General features: G+C 47.3%; 30 protein-coding genes. All 30 read left to right on the plus strand.

Annotated features, from left to right (window positions below; genetic code table 11):
• The 30 genes from ABGT54_RS03025 (at position 1) to ABGT54_RS03170 (ending at position 19,834) form a co-directional block, all read left to right on the plus strand.
• Positions 1 to 1,554 carry an ATP-binding protein gene (locus ABGT54_RS03025; RefSeq protein WP_346662782.1) on the plus strand — a complete coding sequence of 518 codons (1,554 nt, stop codon included), beginning with the start codon at positions 1 to 3 and terminating at the stop codon, positions 1,552 to 1,554.
• A gap of 18 nt (positions 1,555 to 1,572) precedes the next feature.
• Positions 1,573 to 2,013, plus strand: a complete 441-nt coding sequence (locus ABGT54_RS03030; protein WP_346662783.1) for a hypothetical protein — start codon at positions 1,573 to 1,575, stop codon at positions 2,011 to 2,013.
• Between the two features lie 15 nt (positions 2,014 to 2,028).
• The gene (locus ABGT54_RS03035) at positions 2,029 to 2,772 is read left to right on the plus strand and encodes a hypothetical protein (protein WP_346662784.1); all 744 of its coding nucleotides are present in this window, start codon (positions 2,029 to 2,031) and stop codon (positions 2,770 to 2,772) included.
• A 101-nt stretch (positions 2,773 to 2,873) separates the two neighbouring features.
• Positions 2,874 to 3,314, plus strand: coding sequence for a RusA family crossover junction endodeoxyribonuclease (locus tag ABGT54_RS03040; protein WP_346662785.1), 441 nt, complete (start codon positions 2,874 to 2,876; stop codon positions 3,312 to 3,314).
• A 9-nt stretch (positions 3,315 to 3,323) separates the two neighbouring features.
• On the plus strand, positions 3,324 to 4,181 hold the full coding sequence (locus tag ABGT54_RS03045; protein ID WP_346662786.1) for a DUF4373 domain-containing protein: 858 nt from the start codon (positions 3,324 to 3,326) through the stop codon (positions 4,179 to 4,181).
• Positions 4,178 to 4,342, plus strand: coding sequence for a hypothetical protein (locus ABGT54_RS03050; RefSeq protein WP_346662787.1), 165 nt, complete (start codon positions 4,178 to 4,180; stop codon positions 4,340 to 4,342). The genes ABGT54_RS03045 and ABGT54_RS03050 overlap by 4 nt, the downstream gene beginning before the upstream one ends.
• A 75-nt stretch (positions 4,343 to 4,417) precedes the next feature.
• Positions 4,418 to 5,764, plus strand: coding sequence for a hypothetical protein (locus ABGT54_RS03055; RefSeq protein WP_346662788.1), 1,347 nt, complete (start codon positions 4,418 to 4,420; stop codon positions 5,762 to 5,764).
• A 33-nt stretch (positions 5,765 to 5,797) separates the two neighbouring features.
• Positions 5,798 to 6,898 (plus strand): DNA methyltransferase, encoded by a 1,101-nt coding sequence (locus tag ABGT54_RS03060; protein WP_346662789.1) that lies wholly within the window; start codon positions 5,798 to 5,800, stop codon positions 6,896 to 6,898.
• 223 nt (positions 6,899 to 7,121) lie between these two features.
• Positions 7,122 to 7,508, plus strand: coding sequence for a hypothetical protein (locus ABGT54_RS03065; RefSeq protein WP_346662790.1), 387 nt, complete (start codon positions 7,122 to 7,124; stop codon positions 7,506 to 7,508).
• A gap of 1 nt (position 7,509) precedes the next feature.
• Positions 7,510 to 7,749 (plus strand): hypothetical protein, encoded by a 240-nt coding sequence (locus ABGT54_RS03070; RefSeq protein WP_346662791.1) that lies wholly within the window; start codon positions 7,510 to 7,512, stop codon positions 7,747 to 7,749.
• A 19-nt stretch (positions 7,750 to 7,768) separates the two neighbouring features.
• On the plus strand, positions 7,769 to 8,152 hold the full coding sequence (locus ABGT54_RS03075; protein WP_346662792.1) for a hypothetical protein: 384 nt from the start codon (positions 7,769 to 7,771) through the stop codon (positions 8,150 to 8,152).
• 30 nt (positions 8,153 to 8,182) lie between these two features.
• Positions 8,183 to 8,392: a hypothetical protein gene (locus ABGT54_RS03080; RefSeq protein WP_346662793.1), complete on the plus strand. Its 210-nt coding sequence runs from the start codon at positions 8,183 to 8,185 to the stop codon at positions 8,390 to 8,392.
• Positions 8,389 to 8,682 carry a hypothetical protein gene (locus ABGT54_RS03085; protein ID WP_346662794.1) on the plus strand — a complete coding sequence of 98 codons (294 nt, stop codon included), beginning with the start codon at positions 8,389 to 8,391 and terminating at the stop codon, positions 8,680 to 8,682. The genes ABGT54_RS03080 and ABGT54_RS03085 overlap by 4 nt, the downstream gene beginning before the upstream one ends.
• A complete protein-coding gene (locus tag ABGT54_RS03090) occupies positions 8,679 to 8,849 on the plus strand; it encodes a hypothetical protein (RefSeq protein WP_346662795.1) in 171 nt (56 codons plus the stop codon). The genes ABGT54_RS03085 and ABGT54_RS03090 overlap by 4 nt, the downstream gene beginning before the upstream one ends.
• Positions 8,846 to 9,079 (plus strand): hypothetical protein, encoded by a 234-nt coding sequence (locus tag ABGT54_RS03095; RefSeq protein ID WP_346662796.1) that lies wholly within the window; start codon positions 8,846 to 8,848, stop codon positions 9,077 to 9,079. The genes ABGT54_RS03090 and ABGT54_RS03095 overlap by 4 nt, the downstream gene beginning before the upstream one ends.
• Positions 9,009 to 9,431, plus strand: a complete 423-nt coding sequence (locus ABGT54_RS03100) for a hypothetical protein (RefSeq protein ID WP_346662918.1) — start codon at positions 9,009 to 9,011, stop codon at positions 9,429 to 9,431. The genes ABGT54_RS03095 and ABGT54_RS03100 overlap by 71 nt, the downstream gene beginning before the upstream one ends.
• A 175-nt stretch (positions 9,432 to 9,606) precedes the next feature.
• Complete coding sequence (locus ABGT54_RS03105; protein WP_346662797.1) at positions 9,607 to 10,401, plus strand: hypothetical protein; 795 nt, start codon at positions 9,607 to 9,609, stop codon at positions 10,399 to 10,401.
• A gap of 70 nt (positions 10,402 to 10,471) precedes the next feature.
• Entirely contained in the window at positions 10,472 to 11,197 is a 726-nt protein-coding gene (gene terS / locus ABGT54_RS03110; RefSeq protein WP_346662798.1) for a phage terminase small subunit, read from the plus strand.
• Positions 11,184 to 12,437 (plus strand): PBSX family phage terminase large subunit, encoded by a 1,254-nt coding sequence (locus tag ABGT54_RS03115; protein WP_346662799.1) that lies wholly within the window; start codon positions 11,184 to 11,186, stop codon positions 12,435 to 12,437. The genes terS and ABGT54_RS03115 overlap by 14 nt, the downstream gene beginning before the upstream one ends.
• A 2-nt stretch (positions 12,438 to 12,439) precedes the next feature.
• Positions 12,440 to 13,972: a phage portal protein gene (locus ABGT54_RS03120; protein WP_346662800.1), complete on the plus strand. Its 1,533-nt coding sequence runs from the start codon at positions 12,440 to 12,442 to the stop codon at positions 13,970 to 13,972.
• A complete protein-coding gene (locus ABGT54_RS03125; protein ID WP_346662801.1) occupies positions 13,920 to 15,545 on the plus strand; it encodes a minor capsid protein in 1,626 nt (541 codons plus the stop codon). The genes ABGT54_RS03120 and ABGT54_RS03125 overlap by 53 nt, the downstream gene beginning before the upstream one ends.
• Positions 15,545 to 15,727: a hypothetical protein gene (locus ABGT54_RS03130; RefSeq protein ID WP_307999323.1), complete on the plus strand. Its 183-nt coding sequence runs from the start codon at positions 15,545 to 15,547 to the stop codon at positions 15,725 to 15,727. The genes ABGT54_RS03125 and ABGT54_RS03130 overlap by 1 nt, the downstream gene beginning before the upstream one ends.
• Positions 15,728 to 15,794: 67 nt before the next feature.
• Positions 15,795 to 16,307 carry a DUF2829 domain-containing protein gene (locus ABGT54_RS03135; protein ID WP_346662802.1) on the plus strand — a complete coding sequence of 171 codons (513 nt, stop codon included), beginning with the start codon at positions 15,795 to 15,797 and terminating at the stop codon, positions 16,305 to 16,307.
• A gap of 74 nt (positions 16,308 to 16,381) precedes the next feature.
• Positions 16,382 to 16,660 (plus strand): ribosomal-processing cysteine protease Prp, encoded by a 279-nt coding sequence (locus ABGT54_RS03140; RefSeq protein WP_346662919.1) that lies wholly within the window; start codon positions 16,382 to 16,384, stop codon positions 16,658 to 16,660.
• Between the two features lie 118 nt (positions 16,661 to 16,778).
• Complete coding sequence (locus tag ABGT54_RS03145; RefSeq protein ID WP_346662803.1) at positions 16,779 to 17,393, plus strand: DUF4355 domain-containing protein; 615 nt, start codon at positions 16,779 to 16,781, stop codon at positions 17,391 to 17,393.
• A 16-nt stretch (positions 17,394 to 17,409) separates the two neighbouring features.
• The gene (locus ABGT54_RS03150; protein ID WP_346662804.1) at positions 17,410 to 18,627 is read left to right on the plus strand and encodes a phage major capsid protein; all 1,218 of its coding nucleotides are present in this window, start codon (positions 17,410 to 17,412) and stop codon (positions 18,625 to 18,627) included.
• Between the two features lie 12 nt (positions 18,628 to 18,639).
• Positions 18,640 to 18,852: a hypothetical protein gene (locus tag ABGT54_RS03155; RefSeq protein ID WP_346662805.1), complete on the plus strand. Its 213-nt coding sequence runs from the start codon at positions 18,640 to 18,642 to the stop codon at positions 18,850 to 18,852.
• Positions 18,853 to 18,867: 15 nt separating this feature from the next.
• Positions 18,868 to 19,200, plus strand: a complete 333-nt coding sequence (locus ABGT54_RS03160; protein WP_307999330.1) for a phage head-tail connector protein — start codon at positions 18,868 to 18,870, stop codon at positions 19,198 to 19,200.
• Positions 19,197 to 19,499 (plus strand): hypothetical protein, encoded by a 303-nt coding sequence (locus ABGT54_RS03165; RefSeq protein ID WP_346662806.1) that lies wholly within the window; start codon positions 19,197 to 19,199, stop codon positions 19,497 to 19,499. The genes ABGT54_RS03160 and ABGT54_RS03165 overlap by 4 nt, the downstream gene beginning before the upstream one ends.
• A complete protein-coding gene (locus tag ABGT54_RS03170) occupies positions 19,499 to 19,834 on the plus strand; it encodes an HK97-gp10 family putative phage morphogenesis protein (protein WP_346662807.1) in 336 nt (111 codons plus the stop codon). Before ABGT54_RS03165 ends, ABGT54_RS03170 begins: the two co-directional genes overlap by 1 nt.
• The last annotated feature ends 10 nt before the right edge of the window (positions 19,835 to 19,844 follow it).

The raw sequence follows: 19,844 nt of genomic DNA on the forward strand, positions 1-19,844 counted from the left end.
GTGAAACTGATCAAGATTTTGAGTGATAAAGTACAGATCCGGACGGATCAGGCCGAGTTTGGCAATGTCAGGATCAATGATCTGATCTCCATATCAGACGGAACAGCAGAACTGGTAACGATGGTTACTGCCGTTACAGACAATGATGTGGAAACCGGTATTGAAGAGGACGGATTTATCCTTGACGGGACCAGTGTCAAAGTAGTGAACTGTTCCATTATCGGAAGTATCCGGGATGGAAAGTTCCAGAAGTCCATTGAGCGGTATCCGGCAACGGACTGTATGGCAAGAGAGATCACCCCGGAGGGCTTTTCTAAGATGCTGCAGGATCCGGAAGACGGATTCTGTATCGGAAAGTATGCAGACTATGGATGTGAAGCGTGGGTGGACGGAAATAAATTTTTCCAGAGGCATGCCTGTATCGTAGGAAATACGGGGTCCGGAAAGTCGGAGACTGTTGCAAGGATTCTGGAGGAAGCGTCAAAGCTTCCTGGTGCAAATCTCGTCGTATTTGACATCCACGGGGAGTACAGAAACCTTTCATATGTCAGGAATATTACGATCGGGGACAAGTACCCATTCCCTATCTGGATGTTTGGATTTTCCGATATGGTGACAAATATTCTGAAAGTCCGGGAAGAATCTTCGGCTGTAGTCATGTCCGCATTACGGAAGTGTTATTACCAGACCTGCCCGGACGGCAGGGAAAACAGGCCGGTATTCTTTGATTTTGCAGAACTCCTGCATGGGCTGAAAAAGCTGAATGAAGAGGAAATACTGACAGGAGAAATATATAAGACCGGAGATAAGGCCGGGACGGCAAAGACAGTGAAAGGGGACTTTTACGGTAAGCTGTCCAGTGTGATCCATACCATGGAAGATAGGCAGAATGATAAGCGTTACGGATTTCTGTTCGAAAAAGAGGATCAGGGTTATCTGCTGAAGGTGGCAGAAGATATCCTGGCAAACGATAAACCGGTAAAAAATATTGATCTGTCTGAAATTCCTCATGATGTGGCGATTCCGCTGATCGGCATGATTACCAGGCTGATTTATGAGATACAGAAGACATTCAAGAGTGCGGATGTCGCGCCTGTGACGGTGGTATGTGATGAAGCGCATGTATATATACCGAATGATTTTCAATTGTCTGCGTCGGAACGGCGGATGGTAACAATCTTTGAAGAGATTGCAAAGGAAGGGCGGAAATTTGGCGTGACATTATTTGTTGCCAGTCAGAGACCGTCTGAATTGAATAAAACTATTATGGCTCAATGTGCAAACTTCATTGTTGCAAAGCTGAACAATGAGAATGACAAGGTTATGATCAAGGGGATGCTGCCGGACGGGAATGAAAGTGTAGTTGATGCTACGGCTACATTCAGTCCGGGAGAGGTGCTGTTCATCGGTGATGCAGTACAGATCCCGTTGAAGATCAAAGTGGACAGAGCACAGGAAAGGCCGGAATCCCGGACTATTTCCTTCTGGGATGAATGGAAATCAGGAAAGACTATGGACCTGGAAGCAGGAATCCATATCTATATGAAAGACTAAGAAAGAAGGAGGAACATTATGAAACACATTAATCTTGAAACCTTTGCGAACGGCGCCTTTACTGCCCAGGTAAACCGGGCAATGGAGGAGGTGACTAAAAACATCCAGGACCCGAACACGGAACCCAGCGCAACCAGAAAGATCACGGTGACCATTGGCTTCAAGCCTAATCAGGATCGGAACTTTGTGGCTACCGGAGTTCAGACAAAGACCACCTTGGCACCGGCCCTGGGAGCCGTGACAGCACTTAGCATGGGCAAGGATCTGCGTACCGGAGAGGTGGAAGCTGTGGAGATCGGGAACCAGATTCCCGGTCAGATGTCCATGGAAGATGTTCAGACAGCACAGCTGTCCGGAGGATCCATTCAGGAAGTCGATGGACGGGCTGTTGATGTGGAGACTGGTGAAATTCAGGAAGACAGACCTGCAAATGTTGTTGATTTAAGAAAGAAAGCATAAGGAGGATAAGGAACAATGATGGAAGGATTAAGAGAAGCATTACAGTATATCACAGGATTGAAAGCGGAGAGCATGGAACCCAAGATCCTGGAGATCAACGGGGATACATACTGCGATAAACAGCTGACGCGGTATCATCGGTTCCCATTTGCAGAAGCGATCAATGTCAACACACTGACCGCTCTGGTGGATTACATCAAAGGCAAGCCGGATGAACTGCGGGATAGCATGATCCTGCATGTGGAAAGTCCGACAACGGTCCGCCTTTATTCCGGGCTGATCAATGAAAGGGACCGGGAGTCTCTGATCCGTACAGAAGCGATCGTAAACGAGTTCCACTTTGACAGGCCTTATGACCAGGAGAGATTTCTGATCGAACTGCAGGCCAACTTCCTGGAGACTCCGGATCTTTTGACGATCATGCAGGTGGCCGGGAACATCCAGGCCGGTACCACGGCGAACTATGATGATGACGGCGTCAGCCAGAAAACCACCATCAAAACCGGTATTGCGAACAAAACGGATGTGATCGTTCCCAATCCGGTGAAGCTGCGTCCCTATCGTACCTTTGCAGAGATCGAGCAGCCGGAAAGCAGCTATGTGTTCCGGATCATGGACACGGACCGCGGTCCTGCCTTTAAGCTGGTAGAGGCTGACGGAGGATTATGGAAGAACGGGACCATGCAGAAGATCAAAGAGTACCTTGAGTATGAATTGAGCGAAGAACTGGAGAAATACCATATCACAGTGATCGCATAAGAAAGAGCATTTCCTTTTGGTTCATGTATCACACGTAACTAGATAACACAGCAGTAAAGCCCGCATTGGATCTGGCCGGTGCGGGCAGAAAGGAGGAAATGATGCGGTCAGTGACATTCCAGGTCCCAGGGAAGCCCCAGGGAAAAGCCAGGGCGCGGACCTTTTACAATCCTGCAGCCGGAAAGCATGTATCCCATACTCCGGATAATACGGTTCTGTATGAGAACCTGATCAAGGACCAGTTCCTGAACCGGGCTGATGGATTTTATCTCGAGAGAGGGACGCCGGCGGTACTTCGGATCGTGGCGAGGTTCCTGCCTCCTAAGAGCGTATCAAAGAAGAAACAGAAGCAGATGCTGGAGGGAGAGATCCTTCCGCTGAAGAAGCCGGACATGGATAATATCGTGAAGGTAGTGGCGGATGCCCTGAACGGCGTGGCCTATCACGATGACACACAGGTTATCCTGGTGTCGGCAAAGAAAGCCTATTCCGCTATGGAAGGGCTGGATATCACAGTAGAGGAATACAGCAGCGGAAGGTAGGTGATAGCGTTGGCCAGACCCAGAAAGGACGGCCTTGATTACTTTCCTTTAGATGCGGATTTCTTCGAAGATGAAAAGATAAGGATACTCAAGGCCCGATACGGGGCCGATGGTATCATCCTATATATCTATTTATTATGTAGGATCTATAAACATGGGTACTACATGAAGGTAAATGAAGATTTTGAGTATTTGATTTCCGATGACTTGAAAATGAGTCCGGATAAGGTGAAGCAGGTTTTAACATTCTTACTGTCACGGTCACTGTTTGATAACACACTTTTTCAGTCGGACGCTGTTCTAACCTCTGCCGGAATACAGAGAAGGTTCCAGCTTGCCGTAAAAGAACGGGCAAAAAAGAACCCGATACAAGCAGGAAGGTACTGGCTTTTAAAAGAAGCAGAAACAGAACCTTTTATTAAGTGTACCCAATTCGAAGGTTTTTCCCAGAAAAACAATAATAGTTCCGGGAAAAACAAAGATAATTCCCGGGAACAATCCCTAAAGGAAAGTAAAGTAAATAATGATATATATAATACTTCCTTCCCGCCGGAACTGGAACGGGCCTTCCAGCTGTACTTGTCTGTGAGAGAACATAACTTCGGCGAGATCATTCCGGAACAGGTTCAAGCACTCCGGGAAGACCTTCTTTCATTGTCTAATGATCAAGCGGAACAGCTGGCAATCGTAAAGAAGGCAACAGCAGGCGGATGGAAGAGTTTTTACAAATCAAAGGAGAAATCCGGAAAGAAGACCCAGGAGAAAAAGGACGTCGGAAAGAAGAGAAGTAAGTTTAGTAATTTCCAGGAGCGGTCTTATGACATGAACGATCTTGAGAGGAAGCTGGTGGAGAAGGGAGAATCATGATCACAACAGAATTGATCCAGAAGTATTTCGGAACCCTGGAAGAATTTGAGCGGTTCCGTCTGAACTGGATCCGGATTTGCACAAATATTAATGAGGCTGGTGCAAATGCCAGAAAGAAGGAAATGGCAGAACACCGGGCGAAGTTATTGAAGATTGTTTAAAAAATGGAAAGGAGGCGGGAGCCCCGGCCGGGAAAAGATATCTGGCTTCCTTTCGATGTGGATTATTTAGATTTTTTGAAGACGAAAATAGAGATTGCGCCGGAAAGTGGTTTTGATGTGGACCATGAAAAGATTAACCCGGCGCTGAAACCTCATCAGAGAGACGCAGTGTCTTGGGCATTGAAGGGTGGGAGAAGAGCTCTGTTTGAGAGTTTTGGTCTTGGAAAGACGATCCAAGAACTGGAGTTTTGCCGCCTGGCTGCAGAGAGAACCGGCGGGAAGGCGCTGATCGTACTTCCGCTTGGTGTGAAGCAGGAGTTCACACGGGACGCCGTGGAGCTTCTGGGATATGAAAAGCCGGAATACTGCCGGACGATGGAAGAGATCAGGGAATGCAGCAGCCAGATCATCCTGACGAATTATGAACGAGTCCGGGACGGAGATATAGATCCGACATATTTCGCGGCGACTTCCTTGGACGAAGTAAGTGTGCTGCGGTCATTTGGGAGCAAAACCTACCAGACGTTTTTGGACAAGTTTAAAGGAGTTCCCTATAAGTTGGTGGCGACAGCGACGCCTTCCCCAAACAGGTACAAGGAGCTGATCCATTATGCAGGATACCTGGAAATCATGGATACCGGACAGGCACTGACACGGTTCTTCCAGAGGGACAGTACAAAGGCCAACAACCTTACGCTATACCCTAACATGGAGGATGAGTTCTGGCTGTGGGTAAGTTCCTGGGCGCTATTTATCACAAAACCGTCTGACTTGGACCCGGCATATTCTGATGAAGGTTATGTGCTGCCACCGCTAGATGTAAGGTGGCATGAGATATCCGTCCATTACGGGGACGCAACTGATAAAGATGGTCAGATGTCATTATTTACAGACGCTGCCGCCGGGCTGAAACAGGCAGCGGAAGTGAAGCGGAATACGATTGGAATCCGGGTCCGGAAGCTGAAGGAAATCGCGGAGGCATCTCCGGAAGATCATTTCGTTCTGTGGCACGACCAGGAGGCAGAGCGGCATGAGATCAAGAAGGCGTTGCCAGAAACGGTAGATATTTATGGATCTCAAGATTACGACATCAGAGAGAAGCGTGTGATTGATTTTTCAGAAGGACGGATCCGACTGTTTGCAACGAAGAAATCTCTGTCAGGATCAGGCTGCAATTTTCAGCGGCACTGCCATCGGGAGATTTTTGTCGGGATCGACTACGAGTTCAATGATTTTATCCAGGCGGTACACCGCTGTTACCGGTTCCTGCAGGATCAGCTGGTGATCATTGACATCATCTACATGGAGAATGAGAGGAAGATTAAGGAAGAGTTGATCCGGAAGTGGAAGGACCACGATCACATGGTTGAGAAGATGATTGAGATCGTGAAGAAATATGGTCTTTCTTCCGCCGGAAAATAGCAGGGACTGAAACGAAAGATGGGAGTGAAAACGGTGAGAGTAGAAGGTACGCACTATATGGCGGTACATGACGATTGTGTGGAAGAGACCAGGAGGATGGAGAGCAATTCTGTTGGGCTGATCCATACTTCAATTCCATTTGGAAACCATTATGAGTACAGTGCTAACTACAATGATTTCGGGCATAATCAGAACACAGAGCGGTTCTTTGAGCAGATGGACTATCTGACACCGGAATTGTTGAGAGTGTTGGAGCCTGGAAGGGTGGCGGCGATCCATGTGAAGGACCGGGTGCTGTTTGGAAATGCCACGGGGACGGGAATGCCGACCGTGGAACCATTCCATGCGATGTGCATTAAGCACTATATGAAACACGGATTCCAGTATTTCGGGATGATCACCGTGGTAACGGATGTGGTCCGGGAAAACAACCAGACCTATCGCCTTGGTTGGACGGAGCAGTGCAAAGATGGTTCCAAGATGGGAGTTGGGTGTCCGGAATACATTCTTCTCTTCCGGAAGCTGCCGTCAGATCGGTCCAATGCTTATGCGGATGACCCGGTAAGAAAGTCCAAGAAAGACTATACCAGGGCGCAGTGGCAGATAGATGCTCACGGTTACTGGAGAAGTTCCGGGGATCGTCTGGTGAGCAAAGACGAACTGAAAGAGATTTCTGTAGATAACCTGCAGGCGGTATACAGGAAATACAGCAGGGAAACCGTATACGACTACGAGGAACATGTGAAGCTGGCAAAGGAGCTGGATGAAGACGGGAAACTTCCGGCCACGTTCATGGTAGTGGCACCTGGATCCTGGAACCAGATGGAGGTCTGGGACGATATTAACAGAATGAGGACGCTGAACACGACACAGAGCCGCAGGAGACAGCAGATGCACGTCTGCCCGTTGCAGCTGGATATTGTGGAGCGGATCATTAACAGGTATTCAAATAAAGGTGATGTGGTTTTGGATCCGTTTGGAGGTCTGATGACAGTCCCGATGACAGCTGTGAAAATGGACCGCTATGGATATGGGATTGAACTGAACCCGGATTACTTCCGGGACGGCGTGGGATATCTGAAAGAGATGGAAGCCGAGAAAGCCACGCCTACGCTGTTTGATTTTATGAGGTGAGATATGAACCGCAGGCAGAAAGAGAAGCGTGACAAGTTCCGTGAGTTGAGAAGGCGATGTTGTTCGGATGCGTCGTACAGTGAGATGAGACAGATCAATAGGCAATATCATGAACTCATGATTGAATTTAAGAGATACAAGAGGAGAACAGAAAAATAAGAAAGGAGCCAGCCTCCGGCCGGGGCAAGGGTATACCGGGCTTCTAATAAACAGGTAAAGAACAATGGGAAAGAAAATGAGTGATTATATGGCCGGCCGGGATGACGGACTTCTCCTGGCGCTGAAGATTGTCAAGGAAGATGGAGTGGAGGCACTGGAGAAGGAAATACATTTCCGGAATCTTACCGGGATACATACGGCGCTGGCGAAGAAAGAACTTGACCAGGCTAGTGTAAAGATCAAGGAAATGACGATCGATACGATCACCGTCTTGAGCGCTGCAACGCTTCGGGATGAATTCGAGTTCGGAAAGAAACGGATCAGCCGGTTCATAAACCGGTTAAACCTGAAGGCAGAGTGCCTGATGGATGATTATGTAACGTGGCAGGAGATCATTGACGATCTACGGGAGGATATAGGGCTGGAGCTGAAGATCAGGAGGAATGATTGATATGAGATACACAGAATATCATGACGGGGTAGCGGTGATTAAGGATAAGTCGCTGCTTCCCGGAGCGATGGAGAAACTGGCCAAGATCGAGGACATGACCGAGATCCCGCAGATCTGTTGTGACGAATATTGTAAGTATCCTGGACGGTGCAGGTCGCAGGATGAGACGGATCAGATTTGTGACAGGTGCAAGCTGGCGGAGCTGTTTGACCTGCTGTTGAGTAGTGATGAAGAAAATTAGGATTTAGTGGAGGTGTAAAATGAAAAAGTGGTCATATAGAAAGCTTGTTGATGAAGGGTATCAAGTAGAAAATGCACAGATTACAAACGTATCGTTAAACATGGAAAATCATGGGTGTTTGTGTTTAGACCTTGTTCTTGAATGGAGCGGTTGCGGCTGTGTATATGGGGGTTATGTTTTAGGAAAAGGATATGTTGGCGCGGATGATGATTTCTTTAGCGGATCAGAAAAAGGATGTGAAGCAATCATGAGAATCATGGACACGGTCGGAGAATCAGATCTTTTAAAAATGAAAGGGAAATACGTAAGAGTTGCACACAAAGGTCTTGGAAGTTCGATTAAAATTATCGGGAATATCATAAAAAATAAATGGTTTGATTATGAAACATTCTTTGATAACTAAACTGACATTTAGTGGAGGAGGCGATAAAAGGTGATACCAAGTGTATACAAAGACTACAGAGGGTGGACATACATGGTGCGCGGAGGGATTGGTCAGCAGGATTTTAAGGCATTTTATAATAAGCCTGGCAAAGATGGCTGGCACGGGTGTCGAGCACTGCCCTGGAGAAAAACACGAGAAGAAGCAGAGCAGGATTTGAATGTCTACGCTATGAAAAAAGGATGGGTGAAAATGAGATGAAAAGGAATAGCATGTATAAAGCATTTGCTGGCCTGCTGGCTATGATCGTAATTATGTGTGCCGTCGTGATCGGATGGGCAGCTGCAGAGCCATCGACAGAACAAACAACTGCACCGTATCCGGAGCCCCTGGTGATCAACACGGTAGAGTCTGGCGATGATATGCTCTTGACTGTGATATGGGACAACGGGGAGACGGTCTTTCAGTATGAGGGAGATGTACAGCTGTGGAAGGGAGCAAACGGCAAAGCATATGGGGTTTTATATCTTGATGAGGAGGTGCTGCAGTGAAGGAACGTAGAGACAGGAAGGAAATGAAAGCTGATCAGCAGAGGCATTATGAAGGGCTGGAGGAACTGCCGGTCAGCAAGAAGGCCAAGGAGCGCTTCCGGCGCCCTGCATACCAGGCCAGGGGCATGATCCGGGAGCAGGGACGGCAGATGGAGACACGGCGATGACAGTGCGTGACCTGATCGACAGGCTGATGAACGGGATCCAGTCCGGGGAGCTTCGCGGATCGGATCCGGTGCCGGCGGATATCCTGGAAGAGGACAATAAGACCGTGCTGGAATACCTGGCCGGGAAGTATGGCATAGGGGAGGATGATAAAAGTGGACATGACCAAAGAAATACTGATGAGCTACCGGAGCAAGAAGGCAGAGATCCGGGAGCTGACAGCGATCATTGAGAACAGGTATCGGGACGATTCTCTGATCGGGAATGATGTGATCCTGGATTACAGCAAAAGTTATCCTCCCATACCGCAGGGAGTCGTTGGATTTGACCAGGCGAAGTATAATAGGTTGCAGGAGCGTGACCGGCACAGGAAAGAGAAGCTGGAGAAGGAATGTGCAGAGATTGAGGATTTCATCGAGGGCATAGAGGACAGCCTTACCCGGAGAATCTTCCGGATGATCTTCATCGAAGGACGCCGGCAAAAAGATGTTGCAAAGGCGGTACATCTTGATCGTAGTAGTGTGAGCAAAAAAATTGATACATTTTTGCAACTTTCACACAATTCACAAAAATCACATTTATAATAATACTTGAGCCAGAAGGTAGATCGGACGGCTCGGAAGTGGTCTATATCTTTTTCACTTACTCCCTCAAAAATGGAAGGACGCTCTGCATGCCAGGGCGTCTTTCCTGTTGAAATCTGTCGAGAATTGGAATATTATTGAAGTAGGGTTTTCAGTGTGAGGAGAGGGAGAAAAAGTGAAAGAAAAAATACAAGATTTAGTTGTTGCGACAAAAGGAACGATAGGAGAGGTTCTTGCCGAAGACATAATACCTGTATTAGCAGAAGAAATGGTTAAAGGTACTGCGGTAGAAGCAGCAGGGGCTGCGGTAAGCTTAGTTTCTCCAAGAATTGGGGGCATCATGGTTGCATATCAGCAAAAACGTTGGGAACATAATTGGGAAAGGTATATTAAAAATATCCATGATAATCAAGAAGTATGTAATGAAAGATTGAATCAATTGGAGGAGGAATTACGACTAAAGTTTAAGCAAAAAATTTTCCCATTGGTTTCTGACTTTGTGCCAAATGAAAAGCAAGAAGAAAAAATAGAATTAATTGTCAATGGACTTATAAATATAGCAGGGGGAATAAATTGGCAGGAGGATATTATCCTCATGTATTACGATACGCTTTCTCAATTGAATTTACTGGACTTACGCTTCCTAAAATTATATGGATCTCCATATATGGAACAAGATAATACAGACAACATATATAAGTTGATGGAGGAATGTAAAATTGATAATTCCCAGGCCAATGTTATAAGAGAAAAGCTCGAACGTTTGGGGTTGATTCAAAGCAGAAACGATGAAAAAATGAATGAAAATATAGAAAATGTTATAAAATATGTTGAAGAAATTGCAAAAGGGAAGAAAAATCCAAAATTAAAAAGGATTAAAACTGTCCCAAGAAGTGAATCATATAAGATAACATCATTTGGTTTGAAATTCATTAAGTTTTTTATGGAAATTTATATACCAAAAAACTAAATTGATTTTAAACAGGCACCCTCCGGGGTGTTTTTCTAATGCATAAAATTCGGAAACAGAGGTGAGGTGATTGCCGAAACAGAGGAGTCCGGATTCTTACAAAGCCGAAGAAATGTATAAGCAGGGTATGAAGTTAGTTGAGATTGCAAGTCAACTAAATCTCCCGGAAGGCACAGTAAGAAGATGGAAACATACATACAAATGGGATAACGAACGTTCGGATAAAAAAAACGAACGTTCGCATAAAAAACCAGGCGCCCCAAAGGGCAATAAGAATGCTGTTGGGCATGGTGCCCCAAAAGGAAATCAGAATGCTGTGAAGCATGGATTGTTCTCCCGGTATCTTCCAGAGGATACCAGGGAGATTTTTTATTCCCTGGACACGGCCGATCCGTTGGATCTTCTGTGGGACCAGATCAAGTTGGCATACACAGCCATTATGAGAGCCCAGCAGATCATGCATGTCCGAGACCAAGAGGACAAAACAGTTGAGAAGGTTGAGAAGAAGGATGGCAATGTGATCGGCGAACGCTGGGAAGTACAGCAGGCATGGGATAAGCAGGCTTCCTTCCTGCAGGCGCAGGCGAAAGCCCAGAAGGAGCTGACCACCATGATTAAGCAGTATGAGGAGCTGCTGCATAAGAACTGGGATCTGGCCACGAAGGAGCAGAAGGCTCGGATCAAGCAGCTGAAAGCGAAGACGGAGCAGATCCAGGGATCCGATCAGAATCCGATAGAGGATAAGGTCCGGAAATTGTTCGAGGCGATCGGGGGTGCGTTAGATGAATCTGAATAGCATCTACACACCAAAGCAGATCGAGATCCTGAAAGCCTGCCGGAATACTGACTGGTTTATGCTAATCAACCACGGGGCGAAGCGTTCCGGGAAGACACAGTTGGACAATGATATTTTCCTGCAGGAGCTGATGAGGGTCCGGGGAATTGCGAACAGGCTGGGTATTGACACCCCTCAATACATTCTAGCCGGATACTCAATGGGAAACATTCAGGACAATATCCTCACAGAGTTGTCAAATAAGTATGGTTTCGAGTTCAAATTTGACCGGTTCAATAACTTCAACCTGTTTGGGGTGAAGGTGGTGCAGACTTCCCACGGGAATATCAGTGGACTTGGACGGATCAGAGGTATGACATCCTTTGGTGCATATATCAACGAGGCTTCTCTGGCGAATCAGGAAGTGTTTGATGAGATTAAGGCCAGGTGCAGCGGTCCGGGAGCCCGGATCATTGCCGATACGAACCCGGATCATCCGGAACACTGGCTGCTAAAGGATTATATTAAGTCTCCGGCAGAGGGGATCCTAAGCTTCCATTTTGCATTGCAGGACAATACCTTCCTGGATCCCCGGTATGTCCGGAACATTATTGAGACTACGCCGAAGGGAATGTTTTCTGATCGGGGTATTAAAGGGCTTTGGGTATCCGGGGAAGGAGTTGTCTATCCGGATTTTGATCAGAATGTACATGTGATCACACCGGAGCAGGCGCGGGGCCTGCTATTTGAACGTGTGCTGGCCGGCGTGGACTGGGGCTGGGAGCATTGGGGCGCGATTGTTGTGATTGGCGTCAAAGCTGGCAGCTACTATGTCATTGAAGAGCACGCCGCGCAGCATAAACATATAGGCGGCTGGTTAGCTGTGGCGAAGGATATTATCAAGAGATTTGGTAATATCCCTTTTTATTGCGATCCGGCCAGGCCGGAGCATGTGGCTTCCTTCCAGGAAGCAGGAATCAACGCCTTCCTGGGAAATAACCGGGTGCTGTCCGGGATAGAGGCCGTGGCCACACTGATGACGAACCGGCAGTTCTTCATCGTGTATTCCAGGTGCCCTAGGTTCCGGGATGAGATATATAAGTACATCTGGAAGAAGAATACCGGGGAGCCCCTGAAGGAGAATGATGACGTCCTCTGTGCGATTCGGTACGGTATCTATTCGGATATGACGGTGAACAAGATAGATTTGCCTGGACAGAGTCAGATGGACCAGGCAAGACGATTGAAAGGAATGTTGTGACGATGGCAGAAGAAATGCTGAAAGTAAATGAATTTGAACACGGGATAGACGGGCCATACCATTCGCATCGGAGCTTCCAGCAGCTCTACGGGCCGGAGACAAACTATACTTACCGGGCAGACATCGCAGAAGAAATCTTGGGGGATACTGGGAAACTGATCGAAATGATTATGGATCATTACAAGGTGCAGTGCCCGAGGCTGGCGGCTCTGGACAACTACATGAAGGCCAGAAATGACGGGATTTACGATGATGAAAGCCGAAGGACAGAAAAAGAACGGGCTGACCACAGGGTAGCCCATAATTTTGCCAAGGTCATAAATGTGTTTGATGTTGGATACAACACGGGTGTCCCGATCAAGAAGGTTAGTGACATTGACCGAGTGAACGAGATCATCAAAGAATATGATGATGCAAACGATATTGAAGCTTTGGACAGTGAGCTCTGGCGGGATATGAAGAAATATGGACGGGCCTATGAGCTACAGTACCGAAATGAAAAAGACCAGGACAGATCGGTGATCAGCAACGTGTTCGAGACATTTGTCTGCTATGGAACGGATGTGGAGCGGACGCCATTGTTTGCGGTCCGGTATCCGAGGTATCGGATCGGTACACAGGAAAGAGTCAGGGTCTTTGTTTATACGGATACAGAAGTCATATCATATAAAACCTGCGAAATGGCGGCACTAAAGCTGGAAGAAGAGAACAGGGAGCCCCATGAATGGGGAGAAGTTCCTGTCACAGAGTATTCCCCGGACAGATACCGGATGGGCGGCTACGAGGATGTGATCCCGCAGATTGACGCTTATGATGCAGCGCAGTCTGATACGGCAAATTATATGACAGACTTGAATGAGGCAACACTGGTGATCACAGGTGACCTGAATCTGCAGAAATATACGGTTAAAGAATTAGTGGAAATGAAAATGGCTAATCTGCTGCTTTTGTCTTCAGGGATCAATCCGGATGGAAGCAGAGAACAGACGGATGCCAAGTATGTGTACAAGCAGTACGATGTCACCGGATCAGAGGCATATAAGGACCGGCTGCAGAAGGATATCCACAAGATATCTATGGTGCCGGATCTGACAGACGAGGCGTTTGCTGGTACGCAGTCTGGCGAGGCAATGAAGTATAAGCTGTTCGGGTTCCAGCAGATTGCGAAGTCAGGACAGCGTGGCTTCAAGAAGGGGCTCATGCGGCGATACCGGCTCCTCATGAACATCAAGAACTTTGTGAATGAGGCGGATAATACGGATCTAGGGAACCTGACAATTACATTTACGCCCAACCTTCCGAAGGCCATCCTTGAAGAGCTGAAAGCGTTGGTGGATGCTGGCATGGAGATTAGTCAGGAAACGCTGATGAGTCTTGCATCCTTTATCGAGGACGTACAGGCAGAAATGGATCGGATTAATGCGGAAAAGAAAGAGGATCAGGAAGATGCGGTGATGAGGCGGATGTTTGGAGGTGCGGCAGATGGACAGCACGACGTACTGGAAGAACCGGGAAGCGGAGCAGAGGAAGCATGACATAAAGGACGAGCAGGAGTACCGGAAGCACATCGAAGAGATCTACCAGAATATGATCGATGAGATCGAGAAGGAGATCAATGGCTTTTATGGGAAGTATGCCAAGAAGGAAGGCATCACTCTGGCAGAAGCGAAAAAGCGTGCTGCTAAAGCTGATATCGAGGCACTGGGACGCAAGGCTGCCAAGTATGTGAAGGAGAAGAATTTCTCCCAGCAGGCAAATGAAGAGATGCGGCTGTACAATCTGACCATGAAAGTGAACCGCCTGGAACTCCTGAAGGCACAGATAGGGCTTGAGATGGTAGCCGGGTTCGATGAACTCCAGAAATACTACGATGAAAAGCTGACTGACCGGACAATCGCCGAGTTTGAGAGGCAGGCCGGTATTCTGGGAAAGACGATCCAGGACAATGCCAAGGCCGCTAATGCGATTGTGAATGCCTCCTTCCACAATGCTACCTTTTCTGACCGGATCTGGATGTACCAGGATATGCTCAAGAATGAACTGAACAGCCTGTTGCAGACGGGGCTGATCCAGGGACAGCACCCGCGGAAGCTGGCCGCTCATCTACGAAAGCGGTTTGGCGTCAGCCAGAGTAATGCGGAGCGGCTACTGATCACAGAAATGGCCAGGGTGCAGACGGAAGCGCAAAAGCAGTCTTTTGAGCGGAATGGCTTTGAGGAATACACATTCCTTGCTCTGGGCAATGCCTGTCCAATCTGCAAGGCGCTGGATGAGAAGCACTTCAAGGTAGCAAAGATGATGCCGGGGACGAATGCCCCACCGATGCATCCGCGTTGCAAATGCAGTACCAGCGCCTACGAGGACAGCGAAGATTATGAGGAATGGCTGGACCATCTGAGTAAGGGTGGAACTACGGAAGAGTGGAACCGGTTGAAAAAGAAAAAGGAGGATGAGTCCGATGGTGGAAGAGCTATCTTCGAGAAAATTTCCGGAATATCGAAGCAGCGAAAAGAGTTTGAAGCTGGATTATCAAAAATGAAAAGTATGGATGTAAAGCTTCTACTTGAACAATCTCTTGAGAGGGTAACGATAAAACGTGCTAAGGGAAGTAAAACAAGATACTCATCAAAAGAAAATACGGTATATTTGTCAAAATATGCAAAATCAGATTCTGTGGCACATGAATTATTCCATGAAATAGATGATACTTATGGATTGACAGAGAATGGAGCCTTTTCCCGTTCAATATCACAAGACTTCCGCAGGTTACAAAATATGTCAAAAGGGTATGGGAAATCTATTGAAGAAATGTTAAAAGAAAGATTTCCTGATTCTTTTAAAACCGGTACAACGGATTTTGAAATGAGGATGGAGTATAGGGGAATATCGGATATAATACATGGATGTAGCAAAGGAAGTATCTTTTTGGGGTGGGGGCATAGAGAGCCAGGATACTGGGATAGAAAGCTAGCTCTCGAAAAAGAAGCGTTTGCGCAATATGGCAGAATGATATATAATCAAGATGAGAAGGTATTAGATTTGTTTAACACATTATTCCCAGAAACATCAAAAGAAATGGACGAACGTATAAGGAGAGTGATAAAGTAATGTGGTATGGTAAAGATACTGATCGCTTAAAAGAACTTCGCGCTGAATACAAAAGCCTATTTGGATATAATCCTGATGGGGAAACATCCGTAGAGTACGATCAGTCAGGATATAAAGATTATATACATGATTTAGAAAAGGCAATAAAGACTAAGAAGCATTTAGCAGAGATTGCAGAATAGGTACCACCAGTCAGAAATGGCCGGTGGTATTTTTATATCCATTTTTAAGAAAGGAAAGGTGAAGAACATGAAATTTACAGAGGCGTTAAAGAACATGAAGAAAGGAATTCCGATGAAACTTCCGTCATGGGGAGGCTATTGGTATTGGGATCCGGAAAAAGAAACGATTATGATGAAATGCCGGGCGGTTGACTCGGATACTGGAAAGGATCTGCTTGATATCAGAGAAACGCAGCGTGTTGAGTATACCTTGACAAATGTACTGTCTGACGAGTGGATCCCAGCTACAGAAGAAAATACAACCATATTGGGAGGAACTCCGACTTTCAGCTTTGGTGATGCCATCAAGTACATGAAACGCGGACTTAAAGTGAAGCGCCAGGGCTGGAACGGGAAAAAACAGCATATCGAACTGGCTAGGAACATTAGCTATGTTACATCGGACGGAAGTGTACAGAATTGTGAACATGAAGCCATCGGAAATATGGCTATTGCTTTTGTCGGGACATCAGGTGTACAGATGGGGTGGCTTGCTTCTCAAGCTGACATGTTGGCTGAAGACTGGATTTTTGCAGAGTAGAGAGGCGGTGATCCAGACATCTCCCACCGGCGGGGAATGACCGGGACAGCAAAGGAGTGGTGTGATTGATTGCAGTGAGCGTCCGGAAGGACGGGATCACGGTGGACGGCCATGCGAATTATGCAGAGGCCGGGAAGGATATTGTCTGTGCCGGCGTGACGGCGCTGGTGCAGGGGCTGATCAGATCTGTTGAGAGTCTAGCTAGCGACAAAATCGAATATGAGATATCACCCGGAAGGGCTGATATACATTACTGGGATCTGTCGGAAGCAGGAACGCTTCTGGTGGATTCCTTTTTCATTGGCGTCTGTCAGATCGCTGATGATTTTCCGGATCATGTCCGGATCGAATGACCAGGCGTGAGTGTCAGAAAACCTTACGGATACGGCAGGCGTGGAACCGTCCAAAGCTACGGTGGCCAGGCGTGGAGGCCTTAAACTACGGAATACAAAAATGGAGGTATTATAACTCATGAAATTAAAAGATCTTTTAAAATTACAGTTATTTGCTGATGACTCTGGAAGTGGCGATGGAGGAAGCTCCGAATCGGGAGGAAATCCTGGAGGCGGATCAGATCCGGACGGAGATGATCCGAACGATGGTGGAGATGATGACGACGATCCGGATCCGGAGAAAAAGTACACCGTGGAAGAGGTGAACAATCTCATCAAGCGGAAAAAAGCCGAGTGGGAAAAACAGCGGAAGAAAGATGATGATGAGGCAAAGAAGTTTGCCAAGATGAACGCCCAGGAAAAAGCCGAGTATAAACAGCAGCAGCTGGAGAAGCGGATTCAGGAGCTGGAGGACGAGAAGACGCTCTCGGGAATGAGGGATGAAGCCAGGAAGCAGCTGTCCGAGAAGGGGATCAATATCTCTGACAACCTTTTGGAATTTATGGTGTCCAAAGATGCTGAAAAAACGAAAAAGGCTGTCGATTCTTTTGCGGAGCTGTTTAACGCTGCTGTGAATGAGGCCGTCAAAGGGAAAGCACGGCAGACTACCCCGAAAGAGGGCGGTGGCTTTGTGGGAGGGAAAGAGAAACTTAACATCAAAGAGATGGCGAAAGAAGCTAGGATCATAAAATAATGGAGGTATGAAGAACATGAATGTAAACAAAAAGATGCTGAAGAAGATGAATTTGCAGCTGTTCGGGCAGACATTTAATCCGGACAATGTGACCATGTACGAACACAAGGATGGAACCATCCCGGAGAAGTACAATAAACTGATTCTAAAAGATGTCATGGACGGTAGCAAGGTGATGCAGCTGGCCAAGTACGAAGAGATGGACAGCAAGGAAAAGAAGTTTGAATACTTTGCGAAAGGGCCTGGCGCTTACTGGGTAGGTGAGGGTGAGAAGATCCAGACGTCTAAACCGCAGTGGCTCCAGGTGACAATGGTGGCAAAGAAGCTAGGTGTTATCATTCCCTGCTCTCGGGAGTTCCTGCACTATAAGATGTCTGACTTCTTCGAGCAGATGAAGCCGAAGATCGCAGAGGCGTTTTACAAGAAGTTTGATGAAGCTGCGATCCTTAATATGGAAAACCCGTTCCCACAGTCTGTAGATGAATCTGCTCTGGCTGCCGGCAACCTGGTCAGCGGTGGAATCTCTTACGACAATATCCTTGAGATGGAGGATATCCTGAACAACGAGGACTACGATGTAAACGCCTTTATTTCCACCAAGAAGAACCGCAGCACACTCCGGAATGTGAACAAGATCGAGAATGGTGTAATCGTGGAGTCCTTGTATGACAGAGGCGCAAATACCATCGACGGTCTCCCGGTTGCTGATCTGAAAGGACTGGAAAGAGGAAACCTGTATGCAGGTGATTTCGATTACATGTACTATGGTATCCCGTTTGGAATGTCCTACAAAATCGATGAGTCCGCACAGCTGTCTACCCTGAAAAATGCAGATGGTACCCCGGTGAATCTGTTTGAGCAGGAACTGGCGGCCCTTCGTGTGACGATGGATGTGGCATTCATGATCGTGAAAGATGAGGCATTCGTGAAACTGGAGGCTGGAACATCTCAGCTTGGAACTCTTACAGTAGCATCCATCGCTGGAACAGCTGAAGGTGATACCAAAATCACGATCACCGAGCCCAAGGGTGATGGAAACTCCTATAAGTATAAAGTGGGAGACGCCGCTGCTGAAGTGAGCTATAAGCAGAGTGTTCGAAACTGGACTGCTTGGGACGGAGCCAGCGATATCACTGCGGAGACTGGTAAGACCATTACCGTAGTAGAGTGTGATGCGGAATACCTGGCTCTGAAGGCAGGTTCGCAGACGGTAACATCTAAAGCATCTGAGTAGGAGGGATAAGCCATGTATAAGGTGATCAAACATTTTCACGATCTGCAGGATGCAACGAAGACAAAAAGCGGTGTGGTCTATCGTGAGTACAATGTGGGGGATGAATACCCCCGCAAAGGACTCAAGGTATCTGAGGATCGTCTGAAGGAACTGTCCGGAAAGGACAATAAGCAGGGGACGCCGTTGATCGAAGAGGTAAAAGAGGAAACGCCTGTGAAGAAATAGAAAGGCGGTGGTACTATGCTGGAAGATCTGAAACGGATGCTGGGGCTGTCCGGCCAAAAGGATGAGGAGCTGGATCAGAAGCTGAACTGGATTCTCACTACCACCAGGGCAAGGCTGAAGGTTCTTCTGGGCGGTATCGATCCGGAAGATGATTTGAATTACATCATCACGGAAGTGTCAATCGTCCGGTATAACCGGATCGGCTCTGAAGGTTTCCAGTCCCACACGGTAGAAGGAGAGAGCGTGGGCTTCTTGAACTCGGATTTTGACGCTTACATGGATGATATCCAGGCATACAAGGATGCAAAGAACATTGATGTTTCAAAAGGAGGGATCCGCTGGATATGAGATATGATACACCAATATGCTTTCAGAGGATCACTCCTGGCGAGTATGATCCGAAGACCGGGAACTATGGCGAGGATACTGTGGAGGAAACCCAGCGGTACGCCTCTATTATGGATACCGGAGCAGTCATGTTGAAGTTTGTCTATGATGGTCCGAAGCAGGGCAGCCTGACGATCCAGATCCAGAACCACTACGAGGAGCCGTTTGACCGGATCCGGGTGGGAGAGAAGGTCTACAGCGTGGATTTTTCTCGGTCGCTCCGGACAAAGCATACGTTTGTAGTATCGGAGGTGCAGTGATGGGTGGAATTAAGGTTGTAGGACTTGAGAGACTGCAGAAGAAGCTGAAGCAGAATGTCCAGATGGAAGACGTGAAGAAAGTAGTCAGGCATAATGGAGCCGAGATGCTGGCGAAAGCGCAGCAGAAGGCGCCGGTAGATACCGGGTATTTGAAGCGTAGCATCGGACTTGAATTCACAGACGGAGGTATGTCTGCAGAGGTGGAGCCAAAAGCAGATTATGGAGCCTATGTGGAACTGGGCACACGAAAGATGGAAGCACAGCCTTATCTGAAACCCGCATTTGAGGAGCAATCCAAAGAGTTTCGAAAGGACATGCAAAAACTGGTAGAGTGAGGTGATCAGA

This window comes from uncultured Merdimonas sp., from assembly GCF_963929015.1.
GTDB lineage: Bacteria > Bacillota > Clostridia > Lachnospirales > Lachnospiraceae > Merdimonas.